Raw genomic sequence first — 26,120 nt, 5'->3', positions numbered from 1 at the left:
ATATGAGTCCTCAACTATATATAAAAGATATTGAGTCTCTGTTTGATGATGTCCAAAGATCAAAAATCTTTGAAGATCAGAAAACAATGACAGATGCCGTTCCTTTATTTCCTGTTTCGGAAATCAATGAAAAATATGAAAAAGAAAAAAATGCTGCAGGTTTTAATCTGAAATCTTTTGTTGTTTCAAATTTCGATTTTTTGGGAACTAAAATTACCATTGAAAGAGCAGATCAGTTACCAATTGATCACCATATTGAGAAACTGTGGGACGAATTAACTAGAACCGCTACCGATGAAAAAGGAACACTTCTGAAACTCCCGAAACCATATATTGTTCCCGGAGGAAGATTTAATGAATTTTTTTATTGGGACAGTTATTACGTAATGTTGGGATTGCAAGTTTCCAAAAGATTTGGAATGATGGAAAACATCGTTGAAAATTGCTCATATCTAATTCAGAAATTCGGATTTGTTCCTAATGCAAGCCGAACGCATTTTCTGAGCCGCTCACAACCACCCTACTTTTCGCTAATGCTTGATTTGCTCTTTGAAAGCACAAATGATGGAGAAATCTACATTAAGTATTACGAAAGTCTTGAAAAGGAATATAAGTTTTGGATGGATGGCGAAGAAGGCTTGGAAAATGATTCTGCCTTTAAAAGGGTTGTTAAAACTCAGGAAGGAGCAATTCTAAACAGATATTGTGATGAAGAAAATACACCTCGTCCTGAAAGTTATTTAATTGATATTGAAGATGCTGAAAAAGCTTTAGGAAGCGAGTTTTACCGAAATGTAAGAGCTGCCTGCGAATCTGGCTGGGATTTTTCAAGCCGATGGTTTGCCGATGGAAATACAATTCAGTCCATTGAAACTTTAGATATTGCTCAGGTAGATCTTAACTGTCTTTTGTGGCATTTAGAAAAAACTTTAGCTCAGGCTGCCGAGCTCAAAAATCTTTCAGAAAAAAAGGAATATTATACTCAGCGAGCTGAAAACAGGAAAAAGGCAATCGATCAATATTTTTGGGATGCAGATGGGAAAATCTATAGAGATTATCATATAAAAAATCACATGCAAACCTCATCAGAAAGCATAGCAACGCTTTATCCTGTGTTTTTAAAGTTGGCAAATTTAGGACAGGCAAAAGCGGTGATAGAAACCATTGAAGATAAATTTCTTTATCAGGGAGGATTGGTTACTACGACCAAAAATTCTGGACAGCAATGGGATCTTCCAAATGCATGGGCTCCTTATCAATGGTTAGGATTTGTTTCATCAAAAAATTATGGATTTGATGATCTGGCGAATAAAATTAAAAATAACTGGTGCTCAAATGTAGAAAGAGTCTACAATAACACTGGAAAACTTATGGAAAAATATAACGCTCTGGACACAGAAAACATCGCTGGTGGAGGAGAATATCCCAATCAGGACGGTTTTGGCTGGACCAACGGTGTCTATTTAAAATTAAAACAAAACTAACATATAATAAAAATCAAAAAGCTATGAAAAAAAAATCTATTCTGTTGCTTACAGGTATTGCAACATTCTACTTTAACAACACCTACGCGCAGGAAACTGTTCAGGATTCTACCAGAACAGCATCCATCGATCAGGTAGTTATTACAGGGAATTCCCGACCGAAAACAAAAATTGAATCAAGTACCGCAATTTCAACTTTTACAGCAAAAGAAATTCAGAAACAAAACCCGATAAGCGCTGCTGCATTATTGCAGAGAGTTCCCGGTTTTGCTGTCGAAACTTCTGGTGGTGAAGTAGGTAACAACCTTTTCGCAAGAGGAATTCCTTCTGCGGGGGCATACGAATTTACTCAGGTTCAGGAAGATGGTTTACCGGTTTTTGAAGACGGCGCACTGCAATTTGCCAATGCAGATAATTTTTTCAGAGTAGATAATACAACGGGAAGATTAGAAGCTTTAAGAGGAGGATCGGGTTCTATTTTTGCAACCAATTCGCCTGGAGGTTTAATCAACTTTATTTCTAAAGAAGGAACAAACGACTTTAAAGGAACGGCAAAATTAGAAACCAGTACTTATGGTTTGATGCGTACTGATGTGAACCTTGGCGGCGCATTAATTCAGGATAAATTATTCTTCAACGTAGGAGGTTTTTACAGAACGGATGACGGTATCAGAAAAACTGATTTCAAAGCCAATCAGGGTGGACAAATCAGGATGAATCTGAAATATGTCTTCGATAAAGGATATGCTAAAGTTTACTACAAGAAACTGGACGATAGAAATACATTCTATTTGCCAATTCCATTGGTAAGAAACGGGAATGATATTTCAGAATTTTCGGGGTTCGATGCCAATTACGGTACGTACAGCTACAGAAATATCAGTCAGCTTAACATTCCACAAGCTGGAGGAGGATTTTTCAGCAGAAATCTGGAAGACGGAATTCATCCAAAAGTTGATGTAGTAGGAGCAGAATTTAAATATGATCTTGGAAATAACATTACCGTTTTAAACAAAACAAGATACACGAATATTGATCTGAGCTATACCGGAATTTTCCCTGCAGGCGGACCAACTTCTGCGGCAGATTTTGCCAAGAAAAAAGGAATCACTGGCAACACTTTCCAATATTCTCTGGTAAGTAACGCGCAAAATGTAAATCCTCAGTTTGTTCAGGAATTAGGTTTTTGGGCAATTGATAAAAAGATGAATAACTTCGTCAACGATTTACAGTTTAATTATAAATTTGATAAAGGAAATGTTACCGCAGGTTTCTATAAATCTAATTGGAAATCGCAACAAAACTGGAACTGGAGCAATATTCTTACAACGGCGACCGATAAACCGGAATTGCTGAATCTTGTAGACAACTCTTTATTACCAACTTCAACAGGGTATTCTAAAACATACAATGGTGTTACGGCTTTATCGTTTTTACAGAGAGATTCTCAGGTTCAGGGTAGTCTGAATGATCTGTATGCAAATTTAGATTTAAATGTAACAGATAATTTAAACCTTAATGCGGGAATCCGTTACAGCAGAGATTTCTACAAAGGATATTCTGTAAATACAACAAGCGGAAACCTTAATAATTCGGGTTTGACGACTGACGGTACTCACAGTTTTCTTACCACAACGGCAGATGATAACATGAGTGTTTTGGGCAATCAATATTCTTACTGGAAATACGACATCGATAAAATTTCTTACACTTTAGCTGCGAATTATAAGATTAATTCTAACAATGCAGTTTACGGTCGTTTCTCTCATGGTTTCAGATCTCCAAACGAGGAAGCGTATTACAATTATTTCACGACAACAAATCCTGATCAGCCACTGAAAGCGGTTACTACAAATCAGGTAGAAGTAGGTTACAAATATTACACTCGTAATTTTGATATCGGAGTAATTCCTTTTTATTCTACACTTAAAAACTTATCATTTACAGATGTTTTCTCAGACGGAAGTTCAGAAAATACATTTGCCGATACCAAAAATATGGGTGTTGAGATTGAAGGTTTTGCACGTTTTTTCAACAATTTAGTTGAATTAAACTTCAATGGAACAATTCAGGATCCTAAATATACAGGACTTGCAGGAAACAGTACTTTGGAAGACAACACAGTAAGAAGAATGCCGAAACTGTACTTCAATATTTCTCCTGCTGTAAATATTACAAAAGAATGGAGAACGTATGTGAGCTTAAATTATTACGGAAAACGTTTCCAAGATCAGACCAATCAGGATACTTTACCTTCATTCAGTGAAGTGGGAGCGGGAATGTCTTATCAGTTAGGAAAAATACGTTTTGCTGTTGATGCTACAAATGTGTTTAATACGATCGGTATTACAGAAGGAGATCCAAGATCACCATCAGTACAGTCTGCAGGAAATTCAACAATTATGGCAAGACCAATCATGGGTGCTGCAGCGAGAGCTTCAATTACGTTAGATTTCTAAAGTTAGTTTTTAATAAATTGATAAACCGTCAGATTTTTCTGACGGTTTTCGCTTGTATATTTTACCGAAACTTAAAAATTTATTTCTCTTAAAAATAAATAAATTTTATTTGAAAAACGGATTGTATTGCTTCTCAAAACCAATTTTTGTAGGATTTCCGTGTCCTGAAAAAACCTTGGTTTCTTCATCTAAAATAAAAAGTTTAGTTTTAATTCCTTCGATAAGCTGTTCGTAATTTCCTTTGTAAAGATCTGTTCTTCCGATGCTTCCTTCAAACAGAACATCTCCGGAAATAATAAATTTCTGATTTTCATGATGATAAACAACACTTCCCGGAGAATGCCCCGGAACATGATAAATCTTGAATTTTTCTCCGTCAAAATCCAGTTCGTCTCCTTCATTTACATACTCTAAATCGACATTGATGTGGTCGAGTTCAAATCCGAATCTCATTCCGCTGATCTGGAACATATCCAAAACCTCCTTATCATCTTCGTGCATCGTCACAGGAACTTTATACGTGTCGAATGCCCATTGTAAACCCAAAACATGATCTATATGAGCATGCGTTAAAATAATTTTTTCAATGTTCAGTTTGTTTTCTGTGATGAAACTTTCGATCGCTTTGGTTTCCTGCTCATTCATATTTCCCGGATCAATCAGCCAGGCATTTTTATTTTCGTTAAAAAGAACATAAGTATTTTCACTCGCAAAGTTGCACACGAAAGCTTGTATTTGAAACATATTCTGAATATTTTTTTATCAAAAATACAATATTCTTTAGAGATTCGTTATCTTCGTCATAATGAAAACGTTGCAGATATTTTTATTTAGTTTAGGTTCTCTGGCTTTCGGGCAGAACATTCAAAGTGTGCAGTTATTTAATCCTCAGACAAATGACGAAACGCCGGTCATCACTATGAATCAGCAGCTGATTTTGAGTTTTGATGATCTTACAAATTCAAGTAATGTTTATAGATATACGATCAAACATTACGACAGAAACTGGCAGGATGACAATCTTTTCTTTACAGAAATTGCCAACGGAAGCATGAATGCGCTGCTGGATCAGTTTGAATATTCTTTCAATACGATACAGTCTTACACGCATTATAAACTGAATTTTCCAAACGATAAGATCAGACCAAAAATATCTGGAAATTTTGAAATCATCGTTTACAAAGATTCTGCTGATCAACCGCTTTTCACCAAAAGATTTTCGCTGGTTGAAGATCAGGCAAATTTAGCATTAAATATTTCCAGGATTTCAGATGCGAGAAATCCAAATGTAAACCAACGAGTAGAAGTGCAGGTGACATCAAAAGGTGGAGATCTTTCGTCAAATGTAAATTCTATGACGCTGAATGTAATGCAAAATAACAATCCGAATATGAGGATTTCCAATCTGAGGCCAAGTTCTACGCTGGGAAGTCAGATTTTGTTTCAGCAAATGAGTATTGTGTTTCCAGGGAATAACGAATTCTATTATTTTGATAATAAAAACATGAATATGCCTGCGGATATGGTGTATGAAACAGGTTTGAAAGATGGGATTAATCATACTTATCTCCATCCGGTGTGGGCGTATCCGCTTAATTATCAGTACCAGCCGGATGTAAACGGAGCATTTTATTACCGGAGAAATGATTTAGGCTTAGAAAGAAATGCAGAAAGAGAAGCAGATTACGCATGGGTTCATTTCTCATTAGACTCCGATCCTATGGAAAAAGAATTGTACATTCTCGGAGGTTTTAATGATTTTAAGGCGACCAAAGAATCACAGATGATTTACGATGCAGAACAGAAAAAATATGTTGCGAAAATTTTTCTGAAACAAGGTTTCTACAATTATATTCTGGCAACAAAAGAAACTAACGGTTCTTTAAATTTTGGCGAAATCAACGGGAATTTTTGGCAGACAGAAAACTTATATCAGGCATTTTTGTACTACAAACCCTTTGGCAGAAACTATGATGGCTTATTGGGGTATGGCGAATTTAGAACGCCTGTGAGATAATTGTCATTTTCTTAGGAGAAATTAGATTTAAATAAAAAAACCTTACAAATGAAAATTTGTAAGGTTGCTGCTTAAGGTGTACAAGACCTTTACAGATAAAATCAAACTATATAATAATGTCAAAAAAGTCTCATTTTATTAATTCTTAAAGACGGCTGTGATAAAAAGACTGTCATTGTCTTCAAATAAATAATGAATGTTAACGGGAAATTTTTCGGTCTTATAAACCTGAATCTCTCTACTTTTGATATCTAAATTGTCGCAGTTTTTTAAAATTGTCTTGATTGATTCTTTTAAATCATCCAAAAAAAATTTGTCTTTATTGTGTTCTTCAGCATTAAAAACTCTCATCAACATTCTGATGTCATTTTTTGCGATGGAGGACAATAAAACTTTCATTATGCACAGATTTTTTCTAATTCTGATAAGCTTTCAAAAAAATCAAGTTTTGTCTTTGTGTTTTCAGAATGAAACTGAATTCTTTGAGATAGTTCATCTAACTGAAATTGCAAAACATCAGATTTTGGAGTTGTATCTAGATTATCCACAATTCTAATAAACGCTTCTGCAAGTTCCGGAGTGAAACTTTCAATTTTTCTTTTAAGAATTTCTATACTTGAATCCATAATTTCTAAATTTTTGAATGGCCTCTGTCATTTGATAGGGTAAATGTACAAAAAAATATTAAAAAACAAAATTAACCCCATTAAATTTGAATATTATTTTTAAAAATTTCAAAATTTAATCGATTGATACTGTTTTTTATGGGGTGTCAGTAGAAAATGATAAAAATTTTATTATTTAATGTCTTTCTATAAAATTGTAAAGTAACCAAAAGAGAGTTCGTATTGATTGTAATTCTTAGCATAAAAAATTAAGTGGCAGAAAGATCCTCATTATAAATTAGAAATTGTCAAAATTCACCAAAGTTTAATACTATGCTTTGCATATTGAAATAATTATACATTATAAATTGTTTTAAATTATCTATTTTGAGTCAATATCAGCATATGTGTTATTATTCGCTAAAATATCATAGACTTTTGATGAAATTCAAGATTGTTATTTTTCATTTGATTTAAATTTTTGATAAATATTAAATAATTTATTTGTTAATTTGATGTAAATAATTTATTAATTAACTAAAAATACAATCAAATCATTATGAGAAAAAAAATTATCTTATTATCTAGCGTTGCAGCTTGCTCATTGGTTTTCGGACAAAGTGTTCCATCAAAATTAAATCCTGCTAAAGACGGGCTTCATGCAGATTTTATGAGGTTTGAAAAAGACAAGCCTGCTTTTCAGGGAAATCCGGTCTTATTTGACGAGGCAACTCAACGGTTATCTGCAGCTAAAGGTCTTAAACTTGGTTCTGAGAAAGATCAGTTAGGATTTGAAACATATAGATTTCAGCAGACAATCGATGGAATTCCTGTAGAATACGGCATGATGGCTGTACAGACCAAAAACGGTAAAATTGAAGGTCAAACTGGAAAATGGATCGTTAAAGCTCCTAAGAATTTAGAAAAAACTGTTAAAATTTCGGAAGGTTTAGCTTTACAGAATGCTATGTCTTTTGTAGGCGCAGAATCTTACAAATGGCAGAATAAAGAAGAGGAAGAATTTATTAAGAAAGAATCGAATGATGCGAATGCTTCTTTCGCTCCTAAAGGTGAAGTAGTTTATTATTCTGATCCTACAGACGAAAAAATGAACGATCTGAAGCTTGCTTATAAGTTTGATATCTACGCAGAAAAGCCGTTAAGCAGACAATATGTTTTTGTAGATGCAAAAAGCGGAAAAATCTTGGGTGTTGATGCGATCATCCATGAAGTAAATACTCCGGGAACGGCTGTTACAGCTTATAGCTCAACCAGAAATATTATGACAGATTCTTATAGCGGAAGCTACAGATTGAGAGAAGCCGGAAGAAACGGAGGAACTGCTGTACAGACTTTTAATCTGAAGAAAGGAACTAATTACTCTTCTGCGGTAGATTTTACAGACACCGATAATAGCTGGAACAACGTAAATACAAATAAAGATCAATATGCAACTGATGCTCATTGGGGAGCTGAAATGACATTGGATTATCTTTTTACAAAATTCGGAAGAAAGAGTATCGATAACAATCATTTCGCAATAAAATCTTATGTACATTATTCTACTAATTTTTTCAATGCTTTCTGGGATGGAACCAGAATGACTTACGGTGACGGAAGCTCAGCAAACGGAGGGAAACCACTTACCGCTTTAGATGTTTGCGGTCACGAGATTACTCACGGATTAACTACAAAAACCGCAAACCTCGCTTACCAAAGAGAATCCGGCGCATTGAATGAAGGATTTTCTGATATTTTCGGAAATTCAATTGAGCGTTGGGCAAGACCTACGCAATACAATTGGACTTTAGGAGAAGATTTTAGTTATGCAATTAGAGATATGTCAAATCCTAATGCATTCTCCCAACCCGATACATATCTTGGAAAGTATTGGAAAGCAACAACTACTGTAGGTTGTTTTAGTCCTATTGAATCTAATGACTATTGTGGAGTTCATACTAATTCAGGAGTTCTTAATTTCTGGTATTATTTATTAGTAACAGGAGGAAGCGGAACAAATGATAAAGGATTTGCTTATAATGTTTCAGGAATTGGTCTTGATAAATCGGCAGCAATCGCTTATAGAACTCTAACAAGTTATTTATCTTCTTCTTCTACATATATGAATGCAAGAACTTATTCTCTTCAGGCCGCAGCTGATCTTTATGGTGCAGGAAGTAATGAAGTTACGCAGGTTATCAATGCTTGGAATGCTGTAGGAGTGGGAGGCGGACTTTCTGCTGCAGGAAAAATTGCTGTTTCAGATGCATCGTTATATACAATCAGTCCTAATCCGGCAACAGACAGATTTACTATTTCATTTGATGGTAAATCGGGAAGCGGAGTGGTAGAATTGACGAGCTTAACTGGTAAAAGAGAGGTTTCCGAAAAAGTGAAGCTAATAGATGGAGCTAACAGATTGGAAATTCAACTCCCAAGTAATATCCTTCCTGGAATTTATCTGGTAACCGTAAACGGACAGAAAGCAGGGAACTTAATTAAGAAATAATACTATTTAATAATTAAAAAGAGTAAGACCACAGGAATTTCATGTGGTCTTCTTTATTATTGTTTTTAGAAAATTAAATACTAAACCAGATAAAACTCGTTCAGTTTTTCTTCACATAAAGTTTTCACAACATCAATCCATCGGTCTTCATCATTCAGGCAAGGAATGTAATGGAAATTTTCTCCGCCGCCATGCTCAAACTGATGTTTTCCTTCAACAGAAATCTCTTCTAAAGTTTCAAGACAATCAGAAACGAATGCCGGACAAACAATTGCCAGGTTTTTAATTCCTTTTTTGCCAATGTTTTCCAAAGTTTCATCTGTATAAGGTTCCATCCACTTATCTTTTCCTAATCTTGATTGGAAAGTTACCATCACTTTTTCTTTGGGTAAACCTAATTTTTTAATCACAGAATTGGTTACATCAAAACATTGATGACGATAGCAAAACTGATGACTCGGATTATTCTCTCGCGAGCAGCAATCGTTCAGGTTACAGGTGTTTGTAGGATCTGTCTTATAAATATGTCTTTCCGGAACACCGTGATAAGAAAACTGCAATGCATCGAAATTTTCAGGAAGTTTTTCTTTGATGCTTTCTGCAAGACAATCGATGTAAATTTCTCTGTTGTAAAAAGGCTGAATATAATTAATTTTAATACCCGGAAATTTCTTTTTTCTCACCTCTTCCGCTTTATCAATCACCGTTTCTGTAGTACTCATCGCATATTGCGGATACAAGGGAAATAACACAATTTCAGTAACACCTTGATCTACCAATTTCTGAATTCCGGCTTCGATACTCGGTTGAGCGTATCTCATCCCGATTTCTACAGGAACATCCACCAATTTCTGAAGTTTTTTCTGAATTTTCTGAGTGATGACGATCAATGGCGAACCTTCATCTGTCCAAACAGTTTTGTAAGCTTCGGCAGATTTTGCAGGTCTTGTATTTAAAATAATTCCCTGAACTAAAAGTGCCCGGAAAAACCATCGGTAATCAATCACTTTTTCGTCCATCAAAAATTCGTCAAGATATTCTCTTACATCGGGGACAGAGGTTGATCTTGGCGAACCGAGATTGACTAATAATATTCCTTTCATTATTTATTAAGATTTTCCAGTTGCGAGTCTATTGTCGGCCCGTACTTCTTTTTTAAGCGTAAAACATAAATTTCAAGTGCTAAATGCTTTTCTTCATCCGTAATTCCGAAAGATTTTAAGTATTGACCACTTTTTTGAATAATGGTTTTTGTGAACATCTTTTGGTATTCTTCATCTGCATCATAGGCAAATTCTTCTCCTTTTAACTTCTTTATTTCTTCATGAGATTCCTGATCAAGTATATAGTAATTGTGGAAATAGTAATCGAGAAAGGTTGTGTTTTTCTTGTTTAATTTTTCCAGAATAACATCCATTTTCTGAAGGCTGTCTTTCGCAACACCCATTTCCACCAGATCATCATGAATGCCGTCATTCAATTGTGGTTCTTTTTTGCATGAAAAAAGACTTAGACAGATTAAATAAAGAAATATTTTCATGTAAATGGTTATCCGTTTACGGCTTCCACGTGTTCGACAAGATCCGGAACAAATTGTTTAAGAATGTTTTCAATTCCACCTTTTAATGTTGCAGTAGAACTTGGGCATCCTGAGCAAGCGCCCTGTAAAAGCATTTTTGCAGTTTTGTTGGCTTCATCATATTCAATTAATGAAATTTTTCCACCGTCATTTTCTACAGCGGGAGCTACATATTCATTTAAAATATCTGAAATTTTTTGTTCGTTATCTGTATAGTCTCTGTTGATAATATTCTCAACCGGACTTTCGTGTTTTTGTGCGACGATATTTGAAATTTCGCCACCACTTTGAAGGTATTCAGCGATAAAGCCACGAACCGCCATCATTACCTGATGCCATTCTACAGAATTGTCTCTCGTTACTGCAACAAAATTATCTGAAATAAAAACTTCTTTGGCGAAATCAAAATCTTTAAAAATAGCCTGAGCCAAAGGAACTCCTTCCGAAGTTTCTCTGGATTTTACTTCTACGAAACCTTCCATAAGAATTTTGCTCGAAACGAATTTCATCACATTAGGATTCGGTGTCATCTCTGCATAGATTTGAATCATTTCTTTTTTCTTCTGAAGATAAATTCTTGGGTTGGCCAAAAGCTCGTCTTCAATTACATTTTTCAGATTTTCGGCAATGTGTTCCCATTCCACAGTATCTTGTTTTGCAACTGCAACAAAATTAGCAGTGATGAAAATTCTTTCTACAAAAGGGTAGTTGAAAACTTCCTGTGCCAAAGGGATTTCTGATATATCTGAATTTCTGTCCAGCTCTAAAGACCCGGGAATCAAATTGTAATCAGCTACAAATTTCATCACTTTCGGGTTTTCTGTTGGTTCTATAAGAATAGTATGCATTTTTTCTTTAAATTTGAGATACAAAAATACGGATTTAGAACTTAGAAGTCGGAGCTAGAGAGTTAGATTTTTGCTATCACTGTAATTTAGAATTCGTGATTTTACTATTTAATTTTTCAATTGGACTCATTAACAAATTTCAAATTTATATAAATGGCACTTGTAAAAGAACTTTTAGGAAAAGCACCGCAAATCGGAGAAAATACTTTTTTGGCAGAAACAGCAACCATCATTGGAGATGTTGTTATGGGAAAAGACTGCAGTATTTGGTATAATGCGGTGATAAGAGGTGATGTAAATTACATCAAAATGGGAGATAAAGTAAATGTACAAGACAACGCGATGCTGCATTGTACTTTCGAAAAATTTCCTCTTGAAATCGGAAATAATGTGTCAATCGGTCACAACGCCATCGTTCACGGATGCAGAATTAAAGACAATGTTCTCATCGGAATGGGTTCCATCGTAATGGATGACTGTTTGGTAGAAGAAAATTCGATCGTTGGCGCAGGTTCTGTAGTGACGCAGGGAACTCATATAAAATCAGGAGAAGTGTGGGGCGGGGTTCCTGCAAGAAAGATAAAAGATATTTCTTCTGAATTATTGGAAGGCGAAGTTAACCGAATTGCCAATAATTATGTGAAATATTCTTCTTGGTATAAAGAGTGATATGAAATTGTTCAAGAGGAACGGGCTTTAGCCCGTTTTCAATAAGGAAAGAATGTATTGGCTTTATCCAAACCTTTTTTTTAAATCACGGAAAAAACACAAAGCTCTGAACTAATTTTATTCAGAGCTTTTATTATATTTAAAATTGATTGATTACGGATAAATTAAAACTGCCTTTTCAGCTTGACACTTTACACCTGTAGGTTCAGCCGCCATCATACAGTCTGAAGTAATGCTGTATTTCTTATTAAAATCAGACATCTTCTGAGTATATTCTTCAATTTTCGGCAGAATAGTTTCTTCGTTTTTCTTTGGATAAGCAATATAAGAAACGGGTCCGCCACAGGCTTTAGTTCCCAAGGGAGCAAAAGCCCATTCTTCTGCATTTGTACATTTTTCTTTAGTAGCCATCGACTCTATTGAGGCCTTCAATTTATCAAGCTGTGCTTCATCATATTTTTGAGAACTTTCGTCGGCAGGTCTTTCTGAAATATCTTTTGGCATTTCTGAAGGATCATTATTTTGAGCAGATTTGCATGAGAAAATTGTAATGCTTGCAAGCAGAGCAACCGAGGTGATTTTGATAAATTGGTTTTTCATAGGCAGATTTTAATTTTTTATCGTCATCAAATTTCGTTCCTTATTTTCATTTTTTGTAATTTCGCAGCGATGAATAATCATTTTTTTGACTTAATAGAACATACCAACCGAAGTGTTTTTCTTACCGGAAAAGCAGGCACGGGAAAAACAACATTCCTTAACGAATTTGTAAAAAAAACCAGAAAAAAACACATTGTTGTGGCTCCTACCGGGATTGCTGCAATCAATGCTGGTGGCGTCACCATTCACTCGATGTTTGGATTGCCTTTGCGTACTTTTCTACCGACAACAGATAGAATTGACGGAAGTTTAGGGAATAACATTGCAGATCTACAACAGCATTTTAAATATAGAAAAGACAAACTCAAGCTTTTGCGAGAGGTAGAAGTTCTTATTATTGATGAGGTTTCGATGTTGCGTGCCGATGTTTTGGATATGATGGATTTTTCTCTACGATTTATCCGAAGAAATAACCAGCGTTTTGGTGGTGTTCAGATGTTATTTATTGGAGATTTGTATCAGCTTCCGCCTGTGGTGAGAGATGAGCATATTTTAAAAATGTATTACAATTCGCCTTTCTTTTTTGACAGCCTTGCCATAAAAGATATTCCTTTGCTCACGATTGAGCTGACGAAAGTGTACCGTCAGACCGATGAAGAATTTCTCGAAATTTTAAATGCAATTCGTGATGGCGACGTAGACAATATAGATTTTGAACATTTAAATGAAAGATATAATCCTGACTTTAATGCGGGTGAAGATTCTTACATTTATCTCTGTTCGCACAACAAATTGGCCGACGATATCAATCAGCAGAAATTGGCTGAAATAAAAGTGAGTCCGGCCACTTTTGAAGCAAAACTTTTTGGTGAGTTTAAAGAAAATCAGTATCCTAATGAGCAGTTTTTAGAATTAAAAATTGGCGCTCAGGTAATGTTTATCAGAAACGATATTTCCGGTGAGAAAAAATATTTTAACGGAAAAATTGGTGAAATTTCTGCACTGGACGAGAAAGAAATCAAGGTTATTCTTGAAGGAAGCGAAAGAGAAATTACCGTAAAAAGAGAAGTCTGGGAACAAAAAAAATATTCTCTGGACGGCGAAAAAAATATTAAAGAGGAAGTCTTGGGAAGCTTTGAGCAGTTTCCAATAAAATTAGCTTGGGCAGTGACAATTCATAAAAGTCAGGGTTTAACGTTTGATAAAGTGATTATCGATGCCGGGAAAAGTTTCACCGCAGGTCAGGTTTATGTGGCTTTATCGCGTTGCCGAACTTTAGAAGGAATTGTTTTAAAATCTAAAATTACTCCTGAAGTTATTTTTAAGGACAACAGAATTCTTCAGTTTCAAGGTGCTACTTTTGCTAATGATCATGTGGAAGATATTATCAATAAAGAAAAATACGATTACAGCATCAGAAAAGTGCTGCGCTATGTCGATTCTCAATGGTTGTTAAAAGAAGTGGAGTTGTGGAATAATCTTTCGATTACCACAAAAAGCATTGACCATGCAAAATCTAAACAGCTTTATCTTCAACTGAAACGTGACGTTGTCAATTTGGGTAAAATCTTCGAAAAACTGGAACGAATTATTTTCCAAAAAGTCAATAATTTCATCAGTAAAACCGAAGAATGGAGCGAGATTGAAAGTAAAACCAAGGGTGCCGTTAATTTCTTTTTCAGTGAGGTGAAAGATAAAATTTTCAGTCCGTTGAAAGAATTTTACTCTGAAATAAAAGGAGTGAAAGGTCTGAAAAATTACAATGAAGAACTCAGAAGCTGGCTCGAAGATATTGAAGAATATCTGAATGGTCTGAAAACCGCTCATCTTTTGGAAACGAAGCTTTTAGACGAAAAAAACGACAAAGAACTTAGCATGAAAATTGCGAAAGTTCCTTCTCAGGTTCTTACTTTTCAATTGTTTGAACAGGGAAAAACCATTTCAGAAATCGCTTTGGAAAGAGGTTTAGTCAAAGAAACGGTTTTGGGACATTTGGCAAGATTTGCCGAACAGGGTTTGCTTGATTTGTCTAGAGTAATCACTTCTGATAAAATTAAAACTTTCGAAAAAGCTTTTAAAACCGATCCAAAAGAAACTTTAAACGAATGGAAAACTGCATTGCCTAATGATTTTGATTTTAATGAAATCAGGATTTTGATTAATCATTTTAATTTTTTGAAGGAGAAATAATTAAAAGTTAGAGATTTAGAAATTCTTTTTCATAATCTAATAATTCTTTAAGCTTGTAATTTAATAAATCAATATCGGAAGTACTTTCAGTAATATTTTTTTCAGTAAATATTATATTATTAGTTTCGATTTGCTGGGAATATTTAGTGATCTTTATGTTTTTGACTTTTTTTAATATCTCAAAGGTTATAGTAATACTGTAGCAAATTTCCTTATTTTCATTGTAATACGGTAGAAATAAGGATTTTGAATCTTCGTCAAAGGAATACTTTAATTCGATTGGGCCACGAGAAAATTTTTTATTAAACTTAATATTATTATGTTTTGTTACAGGATATAAATTATGAATAATTTTTGTGTCTTTGTAGAGCATTAATCTATAATCCTCCTCTATATAATTAATTACAGCTTTTCCAATGTATAAGTCAAGAACTTTGTTTGAAGAGTTTTTTTCATTATTCAAATTTTCCGATTTAAAAACTTCATCAGCAATTGTCACATATTGAAGAGGAAATATAGAGATATGAAATTTCGACTGATTATCTAATTTTGAGTTTTTCCAAAATGGTTTAAACGAATAATTAGAATGTCTTTCATTTATATGTATAAATCCTGTATCCTTATTCCCGTGAAAAAAAATTAATCCTTTTGGAGATATCTTTATGATGTCAGTTTTTTTAAATGAAAGATGGAGTAAAGATAAGTTGTTGTAAGGCTCCTCTCTAGATTTATTGATTATTTCTTCGATTTCTGCTATTGATAAATTTTCTTCCATGTTTAAATGTATCAAATTTCATAGATCTAAACAAAATTATTATTAATAGTTTTTCTCACAACATAACCATTATTCCTATCAATTACAAAAAGTAACTAATGCAATTTATTAGCTTTAAATTTGTATTTCAATCTTTGTTAATGAACTCAATAAAAAAAGTTAAACGTCACTTTCGACGAAAAAATATATCAATATGAAAAATTTTGAAATATCTGTTTTAGACCTAGCTCCAGTAAAGCAGGGAAAAAGCATTAACGATACTTTTCAGGACAGTCTTTCTTTGGCGAACTTTGCTGAAAATTTAAATTATAAAAGATTCTGGCTTGCCGAACATCATAATATGGAAAGTATTGCCAGTTCGGCAACTTCAGTTCTGATCGGTTTTATCGCCAACGGAACAAAAAAAATCAGAGTAGGCTCTGGAGGAATTATGCTTCCGAATCACAGTTCATTAGTGATTGCCGAACAGTTCGGAACTTTAGAATCACTTTTTCCGGGAAGAATAGATTTGGGTTTAGGAAGAGCTCCGGGAACTGATGGCATGACTGCAAAAGCTTTGGGAAGAAATCCGATGACGATTAACGAGCAGTTTCCGAGACAGATTCTTGAGCTGCAGAGATATTTTTCTAAAGAAAATTCTGATTCGTTGGTTCGTGCAATTCCTGGCGAAGGTTTAGATATTCCATTATATATTTTAGGATCAAGTACAGACAGCGCCTGGCTGGCTGCAGAATTAGGGTTGCCTTATGCTTTTGCAGGTCATTTTGCTCCGGATCAGATGGAAATGGCTTTTAAAATTTACAGAGAACATTTTGAGCCGTCAAAATATTTAGATAAACCTTACATAATTGCCTGCGTAAACGGAGTTGCAGCCGAAACTTCCGAAGAAGCAAACTTTCTTTCAACTACTCTATTCCAAGCATTCATTAATATCATCAGAAACGACAGAAAACCATTTCCGAAACCGATTTCAGATATGGATAATATTTGGTCTCCGATGGAAAAAGCAATGGTTTTAAAGATGCTGAAATTTAGCTTTATCGGTAATCAATCTGAAATTTGCAATCAGCTAAAAGACTTTCAGGAGAAATATCAGGTGGATGAATTAATGATCAATTCTCATATTTACGACCATCAGAAAAGATTGGAATCGTACGAAATAATTCGCAAAGCAACAGATTCTTTCTGAATATTATCCAATCATGAAGTGAAAACTGATGTGACTTATGTGTAGAAAATCTTTTGTAGTTAAGATAAACACAAACCATCCATATTAATTGTTGATGCTTATTTTTATGAGTATATTTGCGAAAATTTATAGTAAAAAAATGTCTGAGATTAAATTAAATACTATTCCTGAGGCTATTGAAGACCTTAAAAATGGTAAGATAATCATAGTGGTAGACGATGAAGATAGAGAGAATGAAGGAGATTTTCTATGTGCTGCCGAGCTAACAACTCCTGAACTGATCAATTTTATGGCTTTTCACGGAAGAGGATTAATTTGCATGCCACTTCCCGAAAAAAGATGCGATGAACTTGGTCTGGATATAATGGTAAGTAGAAGCAGTGATCCTAAAGAGACTGCATTTACGGTTTCTGTCGACCTTTTAGGTGACGGAACTTCTACAGGAATTTCTGCAGGCGACAGAGCTAAAACGATTTTAGCATTAATGGACGAAAAATCGAAACCTACAGATTTTATGCGTCCCGGTCATATTTTCCCGCTTCGTGCAAAAAAAGGTGGTGTTTTAAAAAGAGCCGGACATACAGAAGCTGCAATTGATCTTACGTGTCTTGCAGGTTTGAAAGAGGGTGGAGTAATCTGTGAAATCATGAATGATGACGGAAGTATGTCTCGTCTGCCGGAATTATATACTTTTGCGCAAAAACATGATATGAAAATCATTTCTATAGAAGATTTGATTCATTATCAGTTGAAAAAAGGAAACCTTATTGAAAGACTTGAAGAGAGAGAAGTGAAAACCGCATATGGCGATTTTGATTTTCTGGCTTTTAGAGAAACTTCTAACGACCAGATTCACTTTGCTTTAACCAAAGGAACGTGGACGGTTGATGAGCCTGTTTTGGTAAGAGTACAGTCCTCAGATTCTTACTTTGATGTTTTGACCAGATTGAATAATGGTGAAAAACCACAGTTGGAAAAGGTGACCAGTATGATCAATGAAGCAGGAAAGGGAGCTATTATTTTTATTAATAATGTTTCTAATTCTGAAAATACTTTAAGAAAATTACAACAGTTTTTAAATTATCAGGATGGTCAGCAAAAACATCCAACCGCAGCCTTTAATTACAGAGATTACGGTATCGGAACTCAGATATTGAAAAATTTAGGAATCAATAAATTTAAAGTAATCACTCAAAACCCTAATGTAAAACCGCAAGTTGGTGGTTATGACGTTGAGGTGACGGAAATGGTTCAGCTTTAAAAGTGAATTGACTTCGAATGAAATTCACAATTAAAACATAAAAAATGGCTTGATGTACTCAAGCCATTTTTATTTCATCAAAATTTCTAAAACCGTTCAGAAAATCTTTTACTTTCATTCTTTTCTTACCTTCTAGCTGTAATTCTAGCGGATAATAGATTCCATCTTGGGTGTAAATTTTAAGTTCATTTTTAGAAATATCTAAAGTTCCCGAAGTTTTCCCGTGATCAGATATTTCAAATTTACCACCATAAATTTTCAAGCCTTTTTCTTCCTCTGCAATTTTTAATGTAGTGAAAGCTGCGGGATAAGGTGACATTCCTAAGATAAACTGATGCACTTCTTTTGAAGTTCTATTAAAGTCGATTTTTGTATCTTCTTTAAATATTTTAAAAGCATTTTTCGGATGATCTACATGCGGCTGAGGCTTTTCTGTGATTGAATTTTCAGATAAACCGTCTAAAGTTTTTACAATTAGTTTAGCACCCATTTCCATGAGTCTGTCATGAAGACTTCCGGCGTTTTCGTCGGGTAAAATTTCAATTTCTTCCTGTAGAAGAATATTTCCTTCATCAATTTTCTCATTAATAAAAAATGTTGTCGCTCCTGTCTTTTCTTCCCCATTGATCACAGCATAATTAATGGGAGCTGCGCCCCGATAGTCCGGAAGCAGGGAAGCATGAAGGTTGAAAGTTCCAAGATTTGGCATTTCAAATAAAATTTTTGGCATCATTCTAAACGCCACGACAACGAAAACATCAGCATTTAAATTTTTTATATCTTCTAAAAATTCAGAATTTCTTAGTTTTTCAGGTTGTAAAACAGGTAGATTATTTTCAACCGCATACATTTTTACGGCAGATTGATTAATTTTTTGTCCACGTCCGCTTGCTTTATCTGCAACGGTAACAACGCCTACAACTTCGTGATTTGACTGATGAATGGCTGCCAAAGCTGTCTTTGCAAACTCAGGAGTGCCAAAAAAAACGACTTTCAATGATTTCATAACACAAAGATAATTCTCTTTTTATTTTATAAAAGATTAAAGATTAAAGATCAAAGATTAATTTTGCTTATTGCTTATTGCTTATTGCTTATTGCTTATTGCTTATTACTTATTGCTTACGTCAAAGCGTACGTTCTGAAATTCAGCATTTTCACTTTTCCTGAATCTAAAAGAAATATGAGGTTTTCCAAAATATCTTCTTTCGCATGAAAATTTAACTGTATCGAAAGCTCCTCAATAGTTGCAGGCTTTTTAGCTAAAAGATTCAAGATTTCACCACCCATATTTTTCCCAAAAATAGATTGTTTATTTTTCTCGCATACGGTACACTGTCCACAATTTTTTGAATTCTTTTCTCCAAAATAAGCCAAAATCAATTTCATTTTGCAATAAGTAGAATCTTCAATGTAAAATTTCATTTCTTCCCATTTCTGAATCTTGTTTTTTTGAATCTGTTCAAAGAGTTTCCAGTAAATGCTTTTGGTGACTCTCTCATCCCTTGGTTTAAGAAATTTTACACTCGCCAAAGCGCCATCAATATATTCAAGATAGTTTTTCTGCTGAAGTTCTTTTAGCCTTTCTTTAATCAAATGAATACTCACTCCAATTTTATCACTTACTTTCTGTTCGCTGAACATTACTTTGTGTGTCGTAATTCCGGAAACTGAACGCAAAAGCAATTCCACGAAATAAGCATCTTTCTGCGGAATCTGATCAATTTCATCAGGCTTTATCAGGAGTTCTAATGAAGATAAGCTTTTGTTGCTGTTATAATAAATAATCTCCTGAGTATGCAAAAAGTTTAAAACATTTTTAATTTTTGCTGTCGAAAGTTTAGTAAAATTTTGAATTCCAGAGATATTCAGTTGAAAGACTTTCTCCGGAAGTTCAAATTCTGCAACTTGAAATTTAGAATACAGATAGGAAAGTATCTTAAGAAATTCATCTTTATTAGGAATTTGATTTCTTAAAATCTGGTCAAAGTTTAAGACTTCCTGCTCATTCCAGAGAATGAATGCAAAACTTTTTTTTCCGTCTCTTCCAGCACGACCTATTTCCTGATAATAATTTTCAATCGACTGGGAAGGAGAGAAGTGGATAACGAATCGTACATTGTCTTTATCGATTCCCATCCCAAATGCGTTGGTGGAAATCAACACGTTTTGATCACTGTTATTCCATGCGTTTTGGCGCTCGTTTTTTTCTTTCGTCGCCAGACCTGCATGATAAAAATCTACATTATTAATTTTATTTCGGTGAAGAAATTCTGTGAGTAACTCCGCATCCTTTCTTGTTCTCACATAGATGATGCCGGATTCTTTTGCGTATTTCAGAATATTAAATATCCTTTGATATTTGTCTGAAACTTGCTCGGAAAATATTTTTATGTTACTTCTTTTAAAACTTCGCTGAAATACGTTTGGCTTTTTTAATTCTAATTTGTTTTTTATCTCTTCTAAAACTTTCGGAGTCGCGGTGGCCGTTAATGCTAAACAAGCAATCTCAGGGTTGTTTCTCCTGAACTCTTTGATATTCTGATAACTCGGTCTGAAATCTTGTCCCCACTCTGAAATACAGTGTGCTTCATCTACTGCAATAAATGACAGTTGAATCTCTTCAATTTGCTGAATAAACTGAGTATTTGTCAGCCTTTCCGGAGAGATGTAAAGTAGTTTGGTTAAACCGTCTTTGCATCTGTTATAGATTACTTCAGCATCAAAATCTTCTAATTCTGATGATAAATATTCGGCCTCAATTCCTTTAAATTTCAGTTGATTAACCTGATCTTTCATTAAAGCCAATAAGGGAGAAATTACAAGACAAACTCCCTCTCTGAGTAATGCGGGAAGCTGGTAACAAAGTGATTTTCCTGCACCGGTGGGAAGTAATACCAAGGTGTCGTTGCCCGTAATTACAGAATCAATAATATCACCCTGAGAATCCCTAAAGGTGTCGTAACCCCAAAAGTGCTTAAGGGTTTTACTTTTCAATTCCTGAAAATCATCTGAAGAAATCATACTGTAATAATATAGAAACTAATTTAACAAAAAAAGCCACGCACTGCGTGACTTTTTACTATATAAGAAGTTTATTATTTTGCTTCAAAATAAACTCTTCTGTTTGCTCTGTTTTTCCATTCAGGACATTTAGTAGCAGGATCACACTCTGGGTATTTTAGGTCTTTTTCGCCTCTACCTACAGCGTTGATCTTAGAAGAATCTACACCATTTTTGATTAAATAATTTTTCACACTGTTTGCTCTTCTTTCAGATAACTTTTGGTTGTAAGCGTCAGAAGCTCTGGTATCAGTTGCTCCGATTACAGTATAAGAACCGCTTGAAGAATTGATATAGCTTACAGCATTGTTAAGAATTGGAGTATTTGAAGGTAAAATTCTGTCAGAATTTAAATCAAATTCAATTCCTTCCATGTTTGTAACCTTCTCATCAACGGGTCCTACAGGAGTGGTAGGAGTTAAAGGGCAACCGTCATTTTCAACTGGTCCCGGTACCGTTACACATTTATCGTAAAGATCAATTACACCATCTAAATCTGCATCAAGAGCTACACCAGCACCGTCAACTCTTGCACCTGCAGGAGTATCAAGTTGTCTGTCCCAATCGTCGCATACTCCGTCGTTATCTGCATCACCTTTCTTACAAACTTCAATATCTTGGTTTTTGTTAGCCAAAACATCTAATTTGTAGTAAATCTCCTGCAATGGGTCATGCCACATTAGATGAGACTCGTGTTTTCCTAACTTTAAAGATAAACCTACAGTAGCGTTGAAGAAGTTGTCAGAAATCTGATCTTCTCTTTTATTAATGTTACTATACTGAGCACCTCCACCGTCGAATTCATCATCACCGGTGTAAACATACATTAATCTTGTCTCAAGATCTAATCTTCTGTTTACTTTAAATTTAAGCCCTGCTCCGGCCTGGCCGAAAAATGAGCCAAATTTGAAAGGCTTAACTTCTGTCATTAATCTCTGACCTGAATCGTCTTTCTGATATGCTCTATATGCTAAAGTTCCTACACCTGCGTAACCATGTAGTGCCCATCTGAAAGTAGATTTATTGTCAACTCTTCTTAAAAGATTTGAAAAATTAATATCCCCTAAGATTGAAATTGCATCATATTGAGTTCTTGCACCTTCCTGTCTGTTTGCTGCTGCATTAGTTGGAGCTGCATCTTTGGTATTAAACCAGCCTTGTCTAGTTTCTCCTCTGTCATACTGTAAGTTAATACCAAAGGCATGGGTAATTGCTTTGTCAATACTTACGTAAGCAGAATAACCAATAAGGTTTTTTCCGTTACCGTTTTTAATGGAAGTCAAATCAGCCGATTGAAGCAGAGGTACACCTGCACCGAATGAAACTGCCCAATCATTGAATCTTTTTGATTTCTGAGTAAATGGAGAAACATTAGCAGAGCCAGATGAGAATGTATTTGGATATCCATCATTTGAAACTACCGCTATTGAATCTTGTGCAAACGCTACAGTAGGTACTGCTAAAGCAAATGCAACAATTGCTAAACTTAATTTCATAGTGTATTTTTTTAATTAATTGATTTGTTATTATTTGAATTATTTTGGACAACCATTGTTGTCTGTAGGTCCCGCAACAGTTACACACTTGTCGTACAAGTCGATTACACCGTCAAGATCTATATCTAATGCTACACCAGCTCCGTCAACTCTAGCTCCGGCAGGCGTATTTAGTTCTCTATCCCAGTCGTCACAAACTCCGTCATTGTCGTTATCTCCTTTTTCACATACTACAAGATCTTCCGCTGTATTTTCAAGCAGATATGTTTTGTAATAAACTTCCTGCAAAGGATCGTGCCAAGCTAAGTGAGATTGCTGTTTTCCTAATTTGAATGATAAGCCCAAATTAAATGACATCATTGCATCAGAGTAAGAGTCGTTAATTAAATTATAGTTCAGTCTGTATCCATTTGGACCATTTACTTCTCTCACATCACCTCCGCCATCAAATTCTTCATCAAAACTATTGATATACATTACTCTTGCCTCAACATCAATCAGCCTAGAAACATTATATTTCAAACCAACTCCTGCCTGCATAAAAAATGATGCGATACCTAGCTTTTGGTCAACCATGATAGGAAAGTTTGGCGGGTTGGTCTGCCATTGAGAGATGTCTTTATCGATAAGCTCAGTTTTATAACCTTGGAAACCTCCTCCTAAATAACCGTGAAGAGCCCATCTGAATGGTGATTTGTTATCAACTCTTCTCAATAAATTTGAGAAGTTCACATCTCCTAAGATTGATACCTGATTAAACTTTGTCCATGCATTGGCAACACCTGCTTTTGGATTTGTCGGAAGTTGAGCTTGTTGTTTTGTTTCACCCATTTGATATTGCAGACTCAATCCAAAGGTATGGGTAATCTGCTTATCAATACTTGCATAAGCACTCCAGCCCCAGTTGATTTTGTCTCCGTAAAACGATGTTACGTCTGCGAATGTCATGAAAGCCGGGCCTCCACCAATCGAAACAGACCAATCGTTGAATCTACGTGCTTTATTGTCAAATTTTTGAATGTTTGCAGAACCAGACGAAAAAGTGTTGGGATACTGGTCTGATGTATTAACCGCAATGGTGTCCTGTGCATACGTAGCAATAGGCAATGTGGCCAATAAGAATAAACCTAATTTCATACAATTTGTTTTATGTTTTGATTAAATAAAATCTTTTAATAATATTCTCGAAAAGTCTCTTTCAAAAAGATGTTTTGTGTGAGGGATCTCCAATCTTTCTGATGAAAACTTCAAGGCATCGTAAGTAACAATATCAATATCAATAATTCTATCTGTGTAGCTTCCCGATATCTTTGAATCATTAAGTCTGCCCATTTCAATCTCAATTTTCTTTATAAAATTTAATAACTGAATCGGCGAAAGATGCGTAAATATTAACGATGCAATATTACAAAAATTATTGGAACTTACAAATTCCACAGGTTCGGATGTTAAATATTCACTGTTTTTTAATATGTCACCCACCTCTTTTAGCCTTTCTAAAGCGTGATCAAGATTGTTTTTTTTATCACAAATGTTACTTCCCAGTAACAAAACTACCTTATGTTGCGACATATTGAAAAATGGTTATTTATGAAGAGTTTCTTTAAAAATGTATTGGCAAATATAGTCGCAATTGCAATATTGTGCGTAGTGTTTTTCTTCTTTTTTATCATGATGATTGCGTTTGGATCTATGAGTAGCGAAAAATCAGTCAGTGTAAAAGATAAATCTGTTCTTACGATCAATCTTAATACTGATATCATCGATAGCCCGACAGAAGATCAGCAAAGTATCTTTAATATGAATAAGAAAAATACAAACGTTCTTATTTATGATGTTTTGCAGGCGGTAAAAAAAGCCAAAACTGATGATAAAATCAAAGGTATAAGTATTGAGGTTGATAATCTTAACGCAGGGATTACTCAAATCGATGATTTAAGGGCTGCAATTCAGGATTTTAAGAAAAGCGGAAAATTCGTTTACGCCTATGGTAATGTTGTTTCGCAGTCTTCTTATTATCTGGGATCTGTTGCCGATCAGTATTATCTTAATCCTTCAGGTGGTATAGAGTTGAAGGGTCTTTCAACCGAAGTTACCTTCTTCAAAGATTTTGCTGAAAAGTACGGAATAGGTATTGAAGTAATTCGTCATGGAAAATTTAAATCTGCCGTTGAGCCGTTTTTAAGAAACGATATTTCACCGGAAAATAAAGAACAACTTAGCACGCTTTTGAACGATATCTGGGATAACACAGCGTCAAAAATTGCTGCTTCCAGAAAAATGGATGTTTCTCAGTTTAGAACTGTTGTAGACAGTTTGTACGGTATGATTCCCGATCAAGGCTTGAAATTTAAGCTTGCAGATAAATTGATTCAAAAAACTGAATATGATCAAATGATCAGAGCGAAACTGAGTTTAAAAGATGATGATAAATTAAATAAAATTTCATTAACAAAATATATAGATTCTTTTTTTGATAAACATAAATCAGGCGAAAAAGTAGCAGTACTGTACGCATCGGGATCTATCAATAATGGCGATGAATACAGCGATATTTATTCTGATAAATATATTGATTATATTAAAAATCTTCAGGAAGACAAAAAAGTGAAAGCAGTGGTTCTTAGAATCAATTCTCCGGGTGGAAGTGCTAATGCTTCTGATGAAATTTTATTTGAACTTCAACAATTAAAAAAGAAAAAACCGCTAATTGTGTCTTTTGGTGATTATGCTGCCTCAGGAGGATATTATATTGCGATGGCTGCCGATAAAATCTACTCCGAACCTAATACGCTTACAGGGTCGATTGGAGTATTTGGTGTTTTGCCATACTTTAAAGAATTGGCCAACAAAAACGGTGTACGATCTGATATCGTTGCTACAAATGCCAACTCAGCATATTATTCTTCATTAAACGGATTAACACCTTATGGAGTAACGCTGATGACAAAAAGTGTAGAAGGAACTTACAAACGATTTGTACATTTTGTTACAGAGAACAGAAAAAAATCTTTCGAAGATATCGATGCAATTGGTGGAGGAAGAGTATGGAGTGGTACACGTGCAAAACAAATTGGTTTGGTAGATGAGCTGGGAAGTCTAGAAGATGCTGTGAAATTTGCAGCACAAAAAGCAGGCTTAAAATCTTATCATGTTTCTTCTTACCCAAAAACGAAGACTGCATTCGAACAGATTTTTGAGGATTTAAATGAAGATGATATTTCTGCAAGAGTGATCAAAAACAAAATTGGTAAGGCAAACTACGAAATATTCCAGCAGATGACAGATCAGAAACTGAAATCTGAAGTAAAAATGGAAATGCCATATCAGATTAAAATCAACTAAATTGTTCACAAAAAAGCCGGATTTGAAATTT

Annotated in this window: 22 protein-coding genes; 9 read left to right on the top strand and 13 right to left on the bottom strand. The window is 34.7% G+C overall.

Annotated features, from left to right (window positions below):
- Window positions 1-2: 2 nt before the first annotated feature.
- Entirely contained in the window at window positions 3-1,484 is a 1,482-nt protein-coding gene (locus tag PGH12_RS09020; RefSeq protein ID WP_267599678.1) for a trehalase family glycosidase, read from the top strand.
- 23 nt (window positions 1,485-1,507) lie between these two features.
- Entirely contained in the window at window positions 1,508-3,943 is a 2,436-nt protein-coding gene (locus tag PGH12_RS09015; RefSeq protein ID WP_267599679.1) for a TonB-dependent receptor, read from the top strand.
- A gap of 105 nt (window positions 3,944-4,048) precedes the next feature.
- Here the strand turns inward: PGH12_RS09015 and PGH12_RS09010 are convergent, their stop codons facing one another.
- Window positions 4,049-4,687, bottom strand: a complete 639-nt coding sequence (locus PGH12_RS09010; RefSeq protein ID WP_267599680.1) for an MBL fold metallo-hydrolase — start codon at window positions 4,685-4,687, stop codon at window positions 4,049-4,051.
- Between the two features lie 61 nt (window positions 4,688-4,748).
- Between PGH12_RS09010 and PGH12_RS09005 the strand changes: the two genes are divergently transcribed.
- On the top strand, window positions 4,749-5,960 hold the full coding sequence (locus PGH12_RS09005; protein WP_267599681.1) for a type IX secretion system plug protein: 1,212 nt from the start codon (window positions 4,749-4,751) through the stop codon (window positions 5,958-5,960).
- 138 nt (window positions 5,961-6,098) lie between these two features.
- Here the strand turns inward: PGH12_RS09005 and PGH12_RS09000 are convergent, their stop codons facing one another.
- Together PGH12_RS09000 and PGH12_RS08995 are read right to left on the bottom strand one after the other, a co-directional pair.
- Window positions 6,099-6,359 carry a hypothetical protein gene (locus tag PGH12_RS09000; RefSeq protein ID WP_267599682.1) on the bottom strand — a complete coding sequence of 87 codons (261 nt, stop codon included), beginning with the start codon at window positions 6,357-6,359 and terminating at the stop codon, window positions 6,099-6,101.
- Window positions 6,359-6,586 (bottom strand): hypothetical protein, encoded by a 228-nt coding sequence (locus tag PGH12_RS08995; RefSeq protein WP_267599683.1) that lies wholly within the window; start codon window positions 6,584-6,586, stop codon window positions 6,359-6,361. The genes PGH12_RS09000 and PGH12_RS08995 overlap by 1 nt, the downstream gene beginning before the upstream one ends.
- Before the next feature lie 538 nt (window positions 6,587-7,124).
- On the opposite strand from PGH12_RS08995, the gene PGH12_RS08990 reads away from it, so the two are divergent.
- A complete protein-coding gene (locus tag PGH12_RS08990; protein ID WP_267599684.1) occupies window positions 7,125-9,074 on the top strand; it encodes a M4 family metallopeptidase in 1,950 nt (649 codons plus the stop codon).
- Between the two features lie 80 nt (window positions 9,075-9,154).
- Here the strand turns inward: PGH12_RS08990 and hemH are convergent, their stop codons facing one another.
- The 3 genes from hemH to PGH12_RS08975 are packed head-to-tail and all read right to left on the bottom strand — an operon-like array spanning window position 9,155 to window position 11,501.
- Window positions 9,155-10,177, bottom strand: a complete 1,023-nt coding sequence (gene hemH, locus PGH12_RS08985) for a ferrochelatase (RefSeq protein WP_267599685.1) — start codon at window positions 10,175-10,177, stop codon at window positions 9,155-9,157.
- On the bottom strand, window positions 10,177-10,614 hold the full coding sequence (locus PGH12_RS08980) for a hypothetical protein (protein WP_267599686.1): 438 nt from the start codon (window positions 10,612-10,614) through the stop codon (window positions 10,177-10,179). Before PGH12_RS08980 ends, hemH begins: the two co-directional genes overlap by 1 nt.
- A gap of 8 nt (window positions 10,615-10,622) precedes the next feature.
- Window positions 10,623-11,501, bottom strand: a complete 879-nt coding sequence (locus PGH12_RS08975) for a NifU family protein (protein ID WP_267599687.1) — start codon at window positions 11,499-11,501, stop codon at window positions 10,623-10,625.
- A gap of 153 nt (window positions 11,502-11,654) precedes the next feature.
- Between PGH12_RS08975 and PGH12_RS08970 the strand changes: the two genes are divergently transcribed.
- Window positions 11,655-12,170 carry a gamma carbonic anhydrase family protein gene (locus tag PGH12_RS08970; RefSeq protein WP_267599688.1) on the top strand — a complete coding sequence of 172 codons (516 nt, stop codon included), beginning with the start codon at window positions 11,655-11,657 and terminating at the stop codon, window positions 12,168-12,170.
- 153 nt (window positions 12,171-12,323) lie between these two features.
- On the opposite strand, the gene PGH12_RS08965 is transcribed toward PGH12_RS08970, so the two are convergent.
- Window positions 12,324-12,770 (bottom strand): hypothetical protein, encoded by a 447-nt coding sequence (locus PGH12_RS08965; protein WP_267599689.1) that lies wholly within the window; start codon window positions 12,768-12,770, stop codon window positions 12,324-12,326.
- 69 nt (window positions 12,771-12,839) lie between these two features.
- Between PGH12_RS08965 and PGH12_RS08960 the strand changes: the two genes are divergently transcribed.
- On the top strand, window positions 12,840-14,960 hold the full coding sequence (locus PGH12_RS08960) for a helix-turn-helix domain-containing protein (RefSeq protein ID WP_267599690.1): 2,121 nt from the start codon (window positions 12,840-12,842) through the stop codon (window positions 14,958-14,960).
- 7 nt (window positions 14,961-14,967) lie between these two features.
- Here PGH12_RS08960 and PGH12_RS08955 read toward each other — a convergent pair whose 3' ends face one another.
- Complete coding sequence (locus PGH12_RS08955; protein ID WP_267599691.1) at window positions 14,968-15,735, bottom strand: hypothetical protein; 768 nt, start codon at window positions 15,733-15,735, stop codon at window positions 14,968-14,970.
- 193 nt (window positions 15,736-15,928) lie between these two features.
- Between PGH12_RS08955 and PGH12_RS08950 the strand changes: the two genes are divergently transcribed.
- Both PGH12_RS08950 and ribB read left to right on the top strand, forming a co-directional pair.
- Complete coding sequence (locus PGH12_RS08950) at window positions 15,929-16,924, top strand: LLM class flavin-dependent oxidoreductase (RefSeq protein WP_267599692.1); 996 nt, start codon at window positions 15,929-15,931, stop codon at window positions 16,922-16,924.
- A gap of 139 nt (window positions 16,925-17,063) precedes the next feature.
- On the top strand, window positions 17,064-18,185 hold the full coding sequence (gene ribB / locus PGH12_RS08945; protein WP_267599693.1) for a 3,4-dihydroxy-2-butanone-4-phosphate synthase: 1,122 nt from the start codon (window positions 17,064-17,066) through the stop codon (window positions 18,183-18,185).
- Between the two features lie 58 nt (window positions 18,186-18,243).
- Here the strand turns inward: ribB and fmt are convergent, their stop codons facing one another.
- The 5 genes from fmt to folK form a co-directional block, all read right to left on the bottom strand.
- A complete protein-coding gene (gene fmt, locus PGH12_RS08940) occupies window positions 18,244-19,191 on the bottom strand; it encodes a methionyl-tRNA formyltransferase (protein ID WP_267599694.1) in 948 nt (315 codons plus the stop codon).
- Between the two features lie 116 nt (window positions 19,192-19,307).
- Window positions 19,308-21,209, bottom strand: coding sequence for a RecQ family ATP-dependent DNA helicase (locus PGH12_RS08935; protein WP_267599695.1), 1,902 nt, complete (start codon window positions 21,207-21,209; stop codon window positions 19,308-19,310).
- 74 nt (window positions 21,210-21,283) lie between these two features.
- Window positions 21,284-22,744 (bottom strand): OmpA family protein, encoded by a 1,461-nt coding sequence (locus PGH12_RS08930; RefSeq protein ID WP_267599696.1) that lies wholly within the window; start codon window positions 22,742-22,744, stop codon window positions 21,284-21,286.
- 39 nt (window positions 22,745-22,783) lie between these two features.
- Window positions 22,784-23,881 (bottom strand): OmpA family protein, encoded by a 1,098-nt coding sequence (locus PGH12_RS08925; protein ID WP_267599697.1) that lies wholly within the window; start codon window positions 23,879-23,881, stop codon window positions 22,784-22,786.
- Between the two features lie 21 nt (window positions 23,882-23,902).
- Window positions 23,903-24,316 (bottom strand): 2-amino-4-hydroxy-6-hydroxymethyldihydropteridine diphosphokinase, encoded by a 414-nt coding sequence (folK, locus tag PGH12_RS08920; protein ID WP_267599698.1) that lies wholly within the window; start codon window positions 24,314-24,316, stop codon window positions 23,903-23,905.
- 18 nt (window positions 24,317-24,334) lie between these two features.
- Between folK and sppA the strand changes: the two genes are divergently transcribed.
- The gene (sppA, locus tag PGH12_RS08915) at window positions 24,335-26,089 is read left to right on the top strand and encodes a signal peptide peptidase SppA (protein ID WP_267599699.1); all 1,755 of its coding nucleotides are present in this window, start codon (window positions 24,335-24,337) and stop codon (window positions 26,087-26,089) included.
- Window positions 26,090-26,120: the final 31 nt, after the last annotated feature.

The sequence above is a fragment of the Chryseobacterium sp. CY350 genome, assembly GCF_027945075.1.
Lineage (GTDB): Bacteria > Bacteroidota > Bacteroidia > Flavobacteriales > Weeksellaceae > Chryseobacterium.
This window is presented reverse-complemented; position numbering and strand designations above follow the sequence as displayed.

Excerpts from the sequence above, each read along its gene's own strand:
- PGH12_RS09020 (WP_267599678.1), top strand. The coding sequence starts at position 3 with ATGAGTCCTCAACTATATATAAAAGATATTGAGTCTCTGTTTGATGAT.
- PGH12_RS09015 (WP_267599679.1), top strand. The coding sequence starts at position 1,508 with ATGAAAAAAAAATCTATTCTGTTGCTTACAGGTATTGCAACATTCTAC.
- PGH12_RS09010 (WP_267599680.1), bottom strand. The coding sequence starts at position 4,687 with ATGTTTCAAATACAAGCTTTCGTGTGCAACTTTGCGAGTGAAAATACT.
- PGH12_RS09005 (WP_267599681.1), top strand. The coding sequence starts at position 4,749 with ATGAAAACGTTGCAGATATTTTTATTTAGTTTAGGTTCTCTGGCTTTC.
- PGH12_RS09000 (WP_267599682.1), bottom strand. The coding sequence starts at position 6,359 with ATGAAAGTTTTATTGTCCTCCATCGCAAAAAATGACATCAGAATGTTG.
- PGH12_RS08995 (WP_267599683.1), bottom strand. The coding sequence starts at position 6,586 with ATGGATTCAAGTATAGAAATTCTTAAAAGAAAAATTGAAAGTTTCACT.
- PGH12_RS08990 (WP_267599684.1), top strand. The coding sequence starts at position 7,125 with ATGAGAAAAAAAATTATCTTATTATCTAGCGTTGCAGCTTGCTCATTG.
- hemH (WP_267599685.1), bottom strand. The coding sequence starts at position 10,177 with ATGAAAGGAATATTATTAGTCAATCTCGGTTCGCCAAGATCAACCTCT.
- PGH12_RS08980 (WP_267599686.1), bottom strand. The coding sequence starts at position 10,614 with ATGAAAATATTTCTTTATTTAATCTGTCTAAGTCTTTTTTCATGCAAA.
- PGH12_RS08975 (WP_267599687.1), bottom strand. The coding sequence starts at position 11,501 with ATGCATACTATTCTTATAGAACCAACAGAAAACCCGAAAGTGATGAAA.
- PGH12_RS08970 (WP_267599688.1), top strand. The coding sequence starts at position 11,655 with ATGGCACTTGTAAAAGAACTTTTAGGAAAAGCACCGCAAATCGGAGAA.
- PGH12_RS08965 (WP_267599689.1), bottom strand. The coding sequence starts at position 12,770 with ATGAAAAACCAATTTATCAAAATCACCTCGGTTGCTCTGCTTGCAAGC.
- PGH12_RS08960 (WP_267599690.1), top strand. The coding sequence starts at position 12,840 with ATGAATAATCATTTTTTTGACTTAATAGAACATACCAACCGAAGTGTT.
- PGH12_RS08955 (WP_267599691.1), bottom strand. The coding sequence starts at position 15,735 with ATGGAAGAAAATTTATCAATAGCAGAAATCGAAGAAATAATCAATAAA.
- PGH12_RS08950 (WP_267599692.1), top strand. The coding sequence starts at position 15,929 with ATGAAAAATTTTGAAATATCTGTTTTAGACCTAGCTCCAGTAAAGCAG.
- ribB (WP_267599693.1), top strand. The coding sequence starts at position 17,064 with ATGTCTGAGATTAAATTAAATACTATTCCTGAGGCTATTGAAGACCTT.
- fmt (WP_267599694.1), bottom strand. The coding sequence starts at position 19,191 with ATGAAATCATTGAAAGTCGTTTTTTTTGGCACTCCTGAGTTTGCAAAG.
- PGH12_RS08935 (WP_267599695.1), bottom strand. The coding sequence starts at position 21,209 with ATGATTTCTTCAGATGATTTTCAGGAATTGAAAAGTAAAACCCTTAAG.
- PGH12_RS08930 (WP_267599696.1), bottom strand. The coding sequence starts at position 22,744 with ATGAAATTAAGTTTAGCAATTGTTGCATTTGCTTTAGCAGTACCTACT.
- PGH12_RS08925 (WP_267599697.1), bottom strand. The coding sequence starts at position 23,881 with ATGAAATTAGGTTTATTCTTATTGGCCACATTGCCTATTGCTACGTAT.
- folK (WP_267599698.1), bottom strand. The coding sequence starts at position 24,316 with ATGTCGCAACATAAGGTAGTTTTGTTACTGGGAAGTAACATTTGTGAT.
- sppA (WP_267599699.1), top strand. The coding sequence starts at position 24,335 with ATGAAGAGTTTCTTTAAAAATGTATTGGCAAATATAGTCGCAATTGCA.